The 8,901-nt window shown below is 71.7% G+C and carries 8 protein-coding genes; 3 read left to right on the forward strand and 5 right to left on the reverse strand.

Going from position 1 to position 8,901, the window contains the following annotated elements:
- The first annotated feature begins 165 nt into the window (after positions 1–165).
- A complete protein-coding gene (locus tag PSH25_RS11140; protein WP_238659013.1) occupies positions 166–597 on the forward strand; it encodes a hypothetical protein in 432 nt (143 codons plus the stop codon).
- A 537-nt stretch (positions 598–1,134) separates the two neighbouring features.
- Here the strand turns inward: PSH25_RS11140 and PSH25_RS11145 are convergent.
- The 5 genes from PSH25_RS11145 to dnaK form a co-directional block, all read right to left on the reverse strand.
- Positions 1,135–1,329 carry a hypothetical protein gene (locus tag PSH25_RS11145; protein ID WP_238659014.1) on the reverse strand — a complete coding sequence of 65 codons (195 nt, stop codon included), beginning with the start codon at positions 1,327–1,329 and terminating at the stop codon, positions 1,135–1,137.
- Positions 1,330–1,466: 137 nt separating this feature from the next.
- Positions 1,467–1,904, reverse strand: a complete 438-nt coding sequence (locus PSH25_RS11150) for a heat shock protein transcriptional repressor HspR (RefSeq protein WP_238659015.1) — start codon at positions 1,902–1,904, stop codon at positions 1,467–1,469.
- A 30-nt stretch (positions 1,905–1,934) separates the two neighbouring features.
- Entirely contained in the window at positions 1,935–3,116 is a 1,182-nt protein-coding gene (gene dnaJ / locus PSH25_RS11155; RefSeq protein ID WP_238659016.1) for a molecular chaperone DnaJ, read from the reverse strand.
- A gap of 85 nt (positions 3,117–3,201) precedes the next feature.
- The gene (gene grpE / locus PSH25_RS11160; RefSeq protein ID WP_238659017.1) at positions 3,202–3,960 is read right to left on the reverse strand and encodes a nucleotide exchange factor GrpE; all 759 of its coding nucleotides are present in this window, start codon (positions 3,958–3,960) and stop codon (positions 3,202–3,204) included.
- Between the two features lie 48 nt (positions 3,961–4,008).
- Positions 4,009–5,868 carry a molecular chaperone DnaK gene (dnaK, locus tag PSH25_RS11165; RefSeq protein ID WP_238659018.1) on the reverse strand — a complete coding sequence of 620 codons (1,860 nt, stop codon included), beginning with the start codon at positions 5,866–5,868 and terminating at the stop codon, positions 4,009–4,011.
- Positions 5,869–6,088: 220 nt separating this feature from the next.
- On the opposite strand from dnaK, the gene PSH25_RS11170 reads away from it, so the two are divergent.
- Both PSH25_RS11170 and PSH25_RS11175 read left to right on the forward strand, forming a co-directional pair.
- Complete coding sequence (locus tag PSH25_RS11170) at positions 6,089–7,909, forward strand: GTPase domain-containing protein (protein WP_238659019.1); 1,821 nt, start codon at positions 6,089–6,091, stop codon at positions 7,907–7,909.
- A partial coding sequence (locus tag PSH25_RS11175; RefSeq protein ID WP_238659020.1) for a GTPase occupies positions 7,906–8,901 on the forward strand: 996 nt, incomplete at its 3' end. The genes PSH25_RS11170 and PSH25_RS11175, both read left to right, overlap by 4 nt.

The following is an 8,901-nucleotide window of genomic DNA, read 5'->3' on the forward strand; positions in this document are numbered from 1 at the left end:
TCATCGGCCGTGATGTCGATGCAGTGGGCCCACCCATGCCAACGGTTGCGGAATTGCTCCCCACGGGGACTACCGCAGCAACCGTGGGCGGGTTACCGTTTCGCCCCAGCAGCCAGGGTCCGCAGGCAGCGTTGCCAGACGCGGGCGAGAGCGGAAGGTTGGCCGGTGAGCGTGCAGGAGTCGACGTTCCACGGCTTCGCCAACCCCGTCGATCCGACTCCGGCGGAGTTGCGAGCTTGGGCGTACAAGCCCGATTCGGTGCCGTTGGCTTCGATGCCACCCGACTGGGACCTGCTGGTCTCCGGCGACCGACTGGTGCTGACGCTCTTCGAGTTAGCCATGGACCCGTCCTGCCCGGCCCGGCGCTTCGCGCTGCACTGCCTGTACATCTACGCGGCCGACGGCATCCGGACGAACTTCCGCGCCCACCCCAAGCGCCGCTTCCGCAAGCTCGTCGAACAGGCCGAGCGCGACGGCGACGAGCTGATGAAGATCTGGGCGCACAACGGCCGGGTGCTGCTGGCCCGACCAGATCTCTTCGTCTACCGGGACTGGTGCGAAGGCGGCCTGGTCCGCGAAAACCGCCGCCTCGGCTAAGACGGCTCAGACGACTTTCTCGCCAGCGGCGGCGGGGTGGTGTTGCTTGTAAGCGGCCCTTTGGAGCTGATGTCGCAAACGATTCACCCCCGGCCCGCCTGGAATCGGTCCGCTCGGATCGGTCGAAGTCGATGGAGACAGGTCGCGATTGGTCGAGGCTGGTCTCGATTGGTCGAGGCGGGTCGAGGCAGGGTTTGTGGCGTGATGTCGCAAACGATTCAGCTCGAAAGGACCTGCGCGTCGGCCTGACACCCATCCGGAGTCGAAGGCGGCGTCACCCGTCCCAGCCCGCACTCAACAATGGCGAACGGGCCGGGACCCCCAGCGCGGGCACCCCAGCCGTCCCGGCCCGCACTCGACCACGACGAACGGGCCGGGACCCCCAGCGCGGGCACCCCAGCCGTCCCGGCCCGCACTCGACCACGACGAACGGGCCGGGACCCCCAGCGCGGGCACCCCAGCGTCCCGGCCCGCACTCGACTACGACGAACGGGCCGGGACCCCCCGTGGGTCCCGGCCCGCACGTCGGTCACCGGGTCAGTCCTGCTTGCGTTCCGTCTCGGCTCGGCCCCGTTCGCCGGCGTGGTCGCCGTCTTCGGCGAACCGGCCCGCGACGATCCGGTCCCGGTAGGTCCCCTCGGTCACCTTGTCGAACTTCTTGCGGACCGTTTCGGCCAGCTCTTCCAACCGGTCCTCGGTCTGCTGGGCCACCTTCTTCGCCGGCTCCGCCATCGCTTCCCCCTCGCCATGCCGGTAGGTCCGGATTAAGACGATTGGACCCTTATCGACAGGTTAACCGAAGCGGCCCGGACCGCGCCGGGAATCCAGCGTGGTCCGGGCCGAGAAGACAGATCCGGGTGAGCGGCAGGTCAGCGATCGGTGCGGCGGGGACGCCACACCACCAGGGCGGTGGACGTGCGGTTGGTCGGCACCAGATCCCGGCCTGGGAAGCGGGCCAGCGACTCCAGTTCGGCCACCCGGCGGTACGCGGCGTCCAGCTCCGCCTCCAGTCGGGCCACCCGCTGCTGCGCCTGCTCCAGCAGCCGCTCCAGCCCGATGATCCGCTTGACGCCGGCCAGGTTGATCCCGTCGTCCTGGCTGAGCCGCTGCACCTCGCGCAGCAGCACGACGTCGCGGACGCTGTAGCGACGCCCGCCACCGGCGGCCCGGCCGGGCTGCACGAGCCCCAGCCGGTCGTACTGGCGCAGGGTCTGTGGGTGCATCCCCGCCATCCGCGCCGCCACCGAGATCATCAGCACCTTGGCCTCGTAGGCAGGGTCGCCCGAACCGAGGAACTCGCCCGACATCCCGCTCACCTCCGCGTCCATTCCACCGGACTAACTGACTCGACGCACCCGCGCGTCGAGATGTTCCCGAGCCGCCGGCGGGGTCTGCTCGGCGAACGACTCCAGCGCCGTGCGCGCCTCGTCCGACAACCGGGCCGGTACCACCACGTCCAGCGTGACCAGCAGGTCACCGGCCTGCCCGTCGCGACGGACCACACCCTTGCCCCGGGCCCGCAGCACCCGCCCGCTCGGCGTCCCCGGCGGAACCCGCAGGGTCACCGCGCCGTCGAGCGTGGGCACCCGCAGGTCCGTGCCGAGCACGGCCTCCGCGAAGGTGACCGGCACGGTCAGCGTCAGGTCGTCTCCGGTACGCCCAAACAGCTCGTCCGGCCGAACCTTGACGTGCACGAAAAGGTCACCGGCCGGGCCACCGCGCTCGCCCGGCTCGCCGCGCCCGGCCAGCCGGATGCGTTGACCGTCGGCCACACCGGCCGGGAAGCGCACGTTCATGGTGCGGGTCTTGGTGACACCGCCGCTGCCGTGGCACTCCGGGCACTTCTCCTCGACCACGGTGCCGACGCCCTGGCAGTTGCGGCACGGCTCGGAGAAGCTGAACGACCCCTGGTTGCGGGTGGTCACGCCGGCACCATGACAGACCGGGCAGGTCCGCGGTTGGGTGCCGGGCTTGGCCCCGTTGCCATGGCAGGTGTCACAGACTCCCGGCGCGCGCAGCGTCAGGGGAAGCGTCACTCCGCGCACCGCGTCGCCGAAGTCCAGCCCCACCTCGGTCTCCACGTCCCGACCACGGGCCGGACCGCGTGGCGCGGCCTGCCCACCGGCCTGACCTCCGCTGAAGATCGAGCTGAACAGGTCCTGGAAGCCGGCGCCTCCGAAGCGGCGATCGCCGCCTGCGCCGCCGCCGAACATGTCGGAGACGTCGAACGGCATGCCGCCCGGCTGCCCCCCACCTCGGGCGTTGCGCCGGAACGCGCCCGAGCCGAAGAGCGAACGCATCTCGTCGTACTCGCGACGGCGGCCGCTGTCCGAGAGCACGTTGTACGCCTCGGACGCGGCCTTGAACCGCTCCTCGGCCTTCGGGTCGCCCGGGTTGTGGTCCGGGTGTGACTCCCGGGCCACCTTGCGGTACGCCTTCTTGATGTCATCCGCGGAGGCGGCCTTGTCCACGCCGAGCACGGCGTAGAAGTCCTTCTCGATCCAGTCCTTCGAACTCACCGGTCCACCTCCTTCCGACCCTGGTGGCCCGGCCGTCCCGCCCACCGCTGAGCGGTGGGCGGGACGGCCCGGTCACTGTCTGGCACTATTCCGGATCCGCGACCGCGACCAGCGCGGGGCGCAGCAGCCGCTCACCGAGCTGGTAGCCGCGTCGCATGACCTGTACGCAGGTCGGCTCGCTGACGTCGGCCGAAGTCTGGTGCGCGACCGCCTCGTGCCGGGTCGGGTCGAACGCGTCGCCCTGCTCGCCGAAGGCGTTCAGGCCGAACTTGCCCAGCGCGGTGGTGAGCTGTTCCGCCACCGTGCCGAACGGCCCGACCAGGTCGCCATGTTCCCGGGCCCGGTCCAGGTCGTCCAGGATCGGCAGCAGCGCGGCCAGCACCGAGCCGGTCGCCTGCTCCTGCACGAGGCTGCGGTCACGGTCGACCCGCTTGCGGTAGTTGGCGTACTCCGCCGACACCCGCTGCAGGTCCCTGGTCCGCTCGTCGAGCTCGGCCCGGAGCGCCTCCAGCTCGGCGCTGAGCGAGGTGCTCGTGCCGCCGCCGTCCGCCGGCTGCGCCGGGGCGTCCACCACCGGCGGACCGGACGGCTCCGGCCCGTCGGTGGAGTTGACCTCGACCTCGATCTCGTCGACCACGACCTCGGCGTCCTCGACCAGGCCCTCGGCCGGTACGCCGGTCTCCGCGTCAGCGGCGGTGCCCTCCGGCTCGGCGGTGTCGACGAGCTTGCGGTTGTTGCGGATGACGACCCGCTCCCCGTCGCCGGTGGTCGGCTCCGTGGGCGCGGAGCCACCCGGCGTCGACCCGGTGTCGCCCGGGTCGGCGGCTCGTGGCTTCTGCGTCATGCGGCTACCTCATCCCCTTCGCGGTGGAAACGTGTCGGAGGCCGACGGTCACTTCTTGCCGTCCTCGTCCACGATTTCCGCGTCGACCACGTCGTCGGCGCCGCCGGCCTGCGCGCCGGTCGCGCCGGTGGCACCCGGGCCGGGCTCGCCACCCGGCTGCTGACCCTGCTCGGCCTGCTGCGAGTAGAGCAGCGAGCCGGCCTGCTGGGAGACCTGCGCCAGCTTCTCGTGCGCCGACTTGATCTTCTCGATGTCCTGACCGCCGAGGGCGCCACGCAGCTCGCCGAGCGCCTCGTTGAGCTGCTCGCGGTTCTCACTGGGCAGCTTGTCGCCGCTCTCGGCGAGGAACTTCTCGGTCTGCCACTGGAGCGCCTCGGCCACGTTGCGGGTCTCGGCGTCGTCGCGGCGGCGCTTGTCCTCCTCCGCGTGCTCCTCGGCGTCCCGGCGCATCCGCTCGATGTCGTCCTTCGGCAGCGAGGAGCCGCCGGTGATCGTCATCTTCTGTTCCTTGCCGGTGCCCAGGTCCTTGGCGTGCACGTTGACGATGCCGTTGGCGTCGATGTCGAAGGCGACCTCGATCTGCGGCACGCCGCGCGGCGCCGGCGGGAGGCCGGTCAGCTCGAAGGTGCCGAGCTTCTTGTTGTAGGCCGCGATCTCCCGCTCACCCTGGAACACCTGGATCAGCACCGACGGCTGGTTGTCGTCCGCCGTGGTGAAGACCTCGGAACGCTTGGTCGGGATGGTGGTGTTGCGCTCGATCAGCTTGGTGAAGATGCCGCCCTTGGTCTCGATGCCCAGGCTCAGCGGGGTCACGTCGAGAAGCAGGACGTCCTTGACCTCACCCTTGAGCACACCGGCCTGGAGGGCGGCGCCGACGGCGACCACCTCGTCCGGGTTGACGCCCTTGTTGGGGTCGCGACCGGTGAGCTGCTTGACCAGGTCGGTCACGGCGGGCATCCGGGTCGAACCGCCGACCAGGATGACGTGCTCGACGTCGGAGATCTTGATCCCGGCGTCCTTCACGGCCTGCTCGAACGGGCCCTTGCACCGGTCCAGCAGGTCCTGCGTCATCCGCTGGAACTCGGCGCGGCTGAGCGTCACGTCGAGGTGCAGCGGGCCGGCCGCGCCGGCGGTGATGTACGGCAGGTTGATGTTGGTGGTGGTGGCGGCGGACAGCTCGATCTTGGCCTTCTCGGCGGCCTCACGGAGCCGCTGGAGGGCCATCTTGTCCTGACCGAGGTCGATGCCGTGCTCACCGCGGAACGTCTTGACCAGGTGGTCGATGATCCGCTGGTCCCAGTCGTCGCCACCGAGGTGGTTGTCACCGCTTGTCGACTTGACCTCGATGACGCCCTCGGCCAGCTCCAGCAGCGACACGTCGAAGGTGCCGCCGCCGAGGTCGAAGACCAGGACGGTCTGCTCCTTGGAGCCCTTGTCCAGCCCGTACGCCAGGGCGGCCGCGGTCGGCTCGTTGACGATCCGCAGCACGTTGAAGCCGGCGATCTCACCGGCCTCCTTGGTGGCCTGGCGCTGGCTGTCGTTGAAGTAGGCCGGGACGGTGATCACCGCGTCGGTGATCTGCTCGCCCAGGTACGCCTCGGCGTCCCGCTTGAGCTTCATCAGCGTCCGGGCCGAGATCTCCTGCGGGGTGTACTTCTTGCCGTCGATGTCGACGGACCAGTTCGTGCCGACCTCGCGCTTGACCGACCGGATCGTCCGGTCCGGGTTGGTCACCGCTTGACGCTTGGCGACCTCACCGACGAGCACCTCGCCGTTGCGGGCGAACGCGACGATCGACGGAGTCGTCCGCGACCCCTCAGCGTTGGCGATGACGGTGGGCTCACCGCCCTCGAGAACGCTGACGCAGGAGTTCGTCGTGCCGAGGTCGATACCGACCGCACGTGCCATCTTCGCTTCCTCGCTTCGTAAGGTTGTGCAGGTGACGGGCGTCGCCCGTGGGCTGCTGGCGAGCACCGCCCGCAGCGGGCCCCACCACAAGTTGAGTGAACTTGACTCAATAGTGCCACGCGTTGGCCAATCGTCAAGTCGACTTGAGTCGACCCGACGCAACCCACCCGTTATTACCGTCCGGTTGTCTTCCCTTGCATCGGTCGGGCACGCTTTAGCGGTGACGACGCACGGCGATCCCGCCACCCGTTCCGGCGCGCCCGCCGTCGCAGCCCGCACCGACCCGTCGGACGCCGCGGAGGAGCCGCCCGCCACCACCGGGGACGACGGCCTCCCCGGGGCGCTGTCGGGCCTCCGGGAGGCGATCGGCGCGACCCGGTATCCCCTCGCACTGCCCTCTGCCAGCTCCGCCCGGCACACCGCAACCGCCCTCACCGACCAGCTCGACGACTATCTGCTGCCCCGGCTCGCCCGGCTGGACGCCCCACTGCTCGTGGTGGTCGGCGGCTCCACCGGCGCGGGCAAGTCGACCCTGGTCAACAGCCTGGTCAAGGCCCGGGTCAGCGCCGCCGGCGTGCTCCGGCCGACCACCCGTTCCCCGGTGCTGGTCTGCAACCCGTCCGACGCGGCCTGGTTCCGTCAGGGTGACCTCCTGCCCGGGCTGACCCGCACCACCGAGCCGAGCGACGATCCGCGCGCCCTGCATCTCGTCACCGCCCCGGCCCTGCCCGCCGGGCTGGCCTTCCTCGACGCGCCCGACATCGACTCGGTCGTCGACGCCAACCGGGCGCTCGCCACCCAACTGCTGGCCGCCGCCGACCTGTGGCTCTTCGTCACCACCGCCGCCCGGTACGCCGACGCGGTGCCGTGGGAGCTGCTGCGCAGTGCCCGGGCGCGCGGCGCGGTGATCGCCATGGTGCTGGACCGGGTGCCCGCCGAGGCCACCGACGAGATCGCCGCGCACCTGACCGAGATGCTCGCCGAGCAGGACCTCGGCCGGGCGCCGCTGTTCGTGTTGCCCGAGACCTGGGTCGACGGTCAGGGGCTGCTGCCCGAGGGGGTGACCGCGCCGCTGGCCGACTGGTTCGCCCGGTTGGCCGCCGACGTGGACGCGCGGGCGGCGGTGGTCCGCCAGACCCTCGACGGGGCGCTGGCCGCGCTCCACCCCGCCGTGGAGGAGCTGGCCGACGCCGCCGACGAGCAGCTCGCCGCCGCCGACGGGCTGGACGAACGGGTCCGGGCCGCGTACCGGGGTGCCGAGCGCACCGTCGAGCAGGGGCTTCAGGACGGCCGGTTGCTCCGAGGCGAGGTGCTCGCCCGCTGGCAGGAGTTCGTCGGCACCGGTGAGCTGTTCCGCACACTGGAGGCCCGGATCGGCCGCCTACGGGACCGGGTCGTGGCCGCCGTCACCGGTCGACCGGCGCCCTCCGTCGAGTTACGCAACGCCATCGAGTCCCAGCTGGTGACGCTGCTGCGCGGGGTGGCCTCGGAGGCCGCCGAGTCCGCGTACACCGGGTGGAAGGCACACCCGGCCGGCGCCGGGCTGCTCGACCCGGCGCTCGCCCATCCCAGCGACGACCTGCCCGAACGCGCCGAGCGCATGGTCCGGGACTGGCAGCGCGGCGTGCTGGAACTGGTCCGGGTCGAGGGCGGCGACAAGCGGTTCGTGGCCCGCACCGCCGCGTACGCGGTGAACGCCACCGGGCTGGCCGTGATGATCGCCGTCTTCGCCTCCACCGCGTTCATCCCGACCGGGCTGGAGTTGGCCACCGGAGCCGGCACCACGGTCGCCGCGCAGGCCGTCCTCCAGGCGATCTTCGGCGACCAGGCGGTGCGTACCCTCGCCGCCAAGGCCCGCACCGACCTGCTGGACCGGGTACGGACGCTGCTCGACGCGGAGGCCGACCGCTTCCTGAGCCGTACCGCCGACGCCCGTCCCGCCGCGGACGCCGGCGACGGGTTGCGCCGGGCCGCCGGCCGGGTCGAGTTGGCGCGGCATCGCAGCGGGCTGTCCGCCGGCGACGAGGAGGGTTTCCGGTGAGCAACATCGCCGGCCGGGTACGTGAGGCGTTCCGCGGGGACCAGCGGGTGGACGCCGACGCGCTGATCGCCCGACTGGAGGCGGTACGCCGGTTCCTGACCGCCGTGGACGGCCTGCTGCCGGACGCCGAGTTGGTGCCCGCGCACACCCTGGTCGAGCGGGCCGGCACCCGGCTCGCGCTGTCCCGGGACCACACAGTGGTCGCCCTGGCCGGTGCCACGGGCAGCGGCAAGTCCAGCCTCTTCAACGCGCTGGCCCAGCTGGAACTCTCGCCGGTCGGGGTCCGCCGGCCAACCACCGGCGTCACCCACGCCTGCGTGTGGGGGCCGCTGGAGGGGGCCAACCGACTGCTCGACTGGATCGGCGTGCTGCCCCGACACCGCTTCGTCCGGGAGAGCGCCCTGGACGCGGACGACGAGACGGCCCTGCACGGCCTGATCCTGCTCGACCTGCCCGACTTCGACTCGGTGCAGCGATCCCACCGGCTCGAGGTGGACCGGCTCCTCGGCCTGGTCGACCAGGTGGTCTGGGTGGTCGACCCGCAGAAGTACGCCGACCGGGTCATCCACGACAGTTACCTGCGCGAGTTCCACCGGCACCGGGACGTCACCCTGGTCGTGCTCAACCAGGCCGACCGGTTGCCCCCGCCCGAGGTGCCCCGGGTCCTGGACGACCTGCGTCGGCTGCTCGACACGGACGGGCTGACCGGTGTGCCCCTACTGGCCACCACCGCCATCGATCCGGCCGGGATGGTCGGGCTGCGCAACGCCCTGGAGCGCACGGTCGCCGAGCGGCAGGCCGCGTTGCGCCGACTCGCGGGTGACGTCGACACGGTCGTCGCCGGCTTGGACGAGCTGGTCGGCTCGGCCCGGCCGGCGGGCGGGCCGGACGACGCCGTCATCAACGGGCTGAACCGGGCGTTGGCCGGGGCGGCCGGGGTGCCCGCGGTGACCGAGGCCGTGGAGCGGGCGTACCGGCACCGGGCCGGCGCG

The organism is Micromonospora foliorum (genome assembly GCF_022229015.1).
Classification (GTDB): domain Bacteria; phylum Actinomycetota; class Actinomycetes; order Mycobacteriales; family Micromonosporaceae; genus Micromonospora; species Micromonospora foliorum.